Source organism: Kitasatospora sp. NPDC005856 (assembly GCF_040629945.1).
In the GTDB taxonomy this organism is placed as follows: domain Bacteria; phylum Actinomycetota; class Actinomycetes; order Streptomycetales; family Streptomycetaceae; genus Kitasatospora.
This window is the reverse complement of the sequence record NZ_JBEXWT010000209.1, coordinates 1-2522: the sequence shown is the minus strand read 5'-3', so window position 1 is coordinate 2522 and position 2522 is coordinate 1. Positions and strand designations below refer to the sequence as shown.

Annotated in this window: 2 protein-coding genes; both read right to left on the bottom strand. The window is 71.3% G+C overall.

Going from position 1 to position 2522, the window contains the following annotated elements; translation table 11 throughout:
• Positions 1–1722, bottom strand: a 1722-nt coding sequence (locus ABZ449_RS41965; RefSeq protein WP_360357396.1) for a condensation domain-containing protein, incomplete at its 3' end; no start/stop codon positions are given.
• A partial coding sequence (locus tag ABZ449_RS41960) for a phosphopantetheine-binding protein (protein ID WP_360357394.1) occupies positions 1722–2522 on the bottom strand: 801 nt, incomplete at its 5' end. The genes ABZ449_RS41965 and ABZ449_RS41960, both read right to left, overlap by 1 nt.

Below are 2522 nucleotides of genomic sequence, written 5' to 3'. Positions count from 1 at the left end.
CGACGCGCAGGTCTGCGAGGTCACCACGCACACCGCCCGACTGTCCGCCAGCATGAACGCGACACGCTCCACCGGCGCCTGCGGGTCCACCGGCACATACGCCGCCCCGGCCTTCAGCACCGCCAACAGCGACACCACCAGCTCGACACCACGCTCCATGCAGACCGCGACCACCGACTCCGCACCCACACCCTGCACCACCAGGTAATGCGCCAACCGGTTCGCCCGCTCATCCAACTCGCGGTACGTCAGCTCGACACCGTTTCCGACCACCGCGACGGCGTCCGGCGTGCCCGCCACCCGTGCGGCGAACACCCCCGGAACCGTCGACACCGGCACCTCGAACGCGGTGTCGTTCCACTCCACCAACACCCGACGACGCTCGGTCTCGCCCAGCACGTCGACCCCGCTCACCCGGACCTCCGGGTCGAGCAGCACCGTCTCCAGCACCCGCACCCAGCGCGCGGCGATCCGTTCCACCGACGACTGGTCGAACAGGTCAGCCGAACCGGTCAGCGTTCCGCGCAGCCCTGCCGGACGGCCGGCGGCGTCGAACATCTCGCCGACCGTCATGTCCAGGTCGAAGACGGACCTCGACACCCCCGACGAGAACGACTCTGCCTGCACACCCGCCAGGTCCATTGCCGACCGCGCGGTGTTCTGGACCGCGAGCATCACCTGGAAGAGCGGGTTGCGCGCCATGGAGCGGGCGGGGGCGAGCACCTCCACCAGCCGCTCGAACGGCACGTCCTGGTGCCCGAAGGCCCCGAGGCCCGTCTTACGCACCCGTCCCAGCAGTTGGCGGAACGAAGGGTCACCGGACAGGTCGGTCCGCATGACCAGGGTGTTGACGAAGAACCCGACCAGGTCGTTCAGCGCCTCGTCGGTGCGACCGGCCACCGCCGCGCCGATCGGGATGTCGGCGCCCGCACCCAGCCGGGACAGGAGCACCGCCAGCACGCCCTGGAACACCATGAACGGCGTCACGCCCTCGGCCCGCGCCAGCTCCGCCAACCACGCGTGCACCTGGGCCGGGACCTCGAAGGAGACCGTGTGTCCCTGGTGGCCCGGGACCGCGGGGCGCGGCCGGTCGAACGGCAGCTCCAGTTCCTCCGGTGCTCCGCCCAACGCCTCACGCCAGTAGGTGATCTGACGGGACATCACACTGTCCGGGTCCTCCTCGTCGCCCAGGAGTTCCCGCTGCCACAGCGCGTAGTCCGCGTACTGCACCGGAAGCGGCTCCCACTCGGGCGCCCGGCCCTCCCGGCGCGCCGCGTAGGCGGCGGACAGGTCCCGGCCCAGCGGCCGCCGCGACCAGCCGTCACTCGCGATGTGGTGGACGACCAGCGCCAGCACATGCTCATCCGGACCGGCCGAGAACAGCGTCGCGCGGATCGGGACGTCGACCGACAGATCGAAGGGGTACCGGCCGGCCGCGGTGACCGCGGCCGCCAGCTCCTCCTCGGTGACCTCGGCCAGCTGCAGCTCCCAGTCGAGCTCGTCCAGCTTCACGATCCGCTGGTACGGCTCGCCGTCGACCACGGTGAACACCGTCCGCAGCACCTCGTGCCGCCCCAGCACGTCCCGCAGGGCCGCCGCCAGGGCGTCCCGGTCCACCCGCCCCGAGAGCCGCACGGCGATCGGGCTGTTGTAGTGCGCTCCCGGCCCCTCGAACTGGCCGATGAACCACAACCGCCGCTGCGCGAAGGACAGGGGGTACATCAGGACTCCTCGTTGTTGCGCATCGGCCGCAGGGCGGGCCTGGCCGGCTTCTGAGTGGCAATGCGGGTCACCAGTCCGGCGACCGTCGGCTCCTCGAACACATCAGCGATCCCCACCTCGGCACCGAGAAGCGTGCGGATCCGACTCACGAGCTGGGTGGCCAGCAGCGAGTGCCCGCCCAGATCGAAGAAGTCGTCGTCCACGCCCACGCTCTCCAGGCCCAGCACCTGGGCGAACGCCTCGCAGAGGAGCTCTTCCTCGGGGGTGGCCGGTGCCCGGCCCGCACCCGCCGTGTACTCCGGGGCGGGCAGCGCGCGGCGGTCGACCTTGCCGTTGACCGTCAGCGGCAGCGCGTCCAGCACCACCACCGCCGACGGAACCATGTACTCCGGCATCCGCTGCCCGGCAAAGGCCTTCACCAGGTCCGGCAGCCCGGCCGTGTCCGCATCCTCGGCCGGCACCACGTACGCCACCAGGCGCACATCACCGGGACTGTCCTCACGGGCGATCACCGCGGCCTGCGCGACCCGCGCATGCCCGGCGATGACGGCCTGGACCTCACCCGGCTCGATCCGGAAACCACGGACCTTCACCTGCTCGTCCGCACGGCCCAGGAACACCAACTGCCCGTCCCGAGTCCACCGCACCCGGTCACCCGTGCGGTACATCCGCCCGCCGTCACCACCGAACGGATCCGCGACGAACCGCTCCGCACTCAGCCCCGCACGACCCAGGTACCCACGCGCCACACCCGCGCCCGCCACATACAACTCACCCACAACCCCAGGCGCCACCGGCGA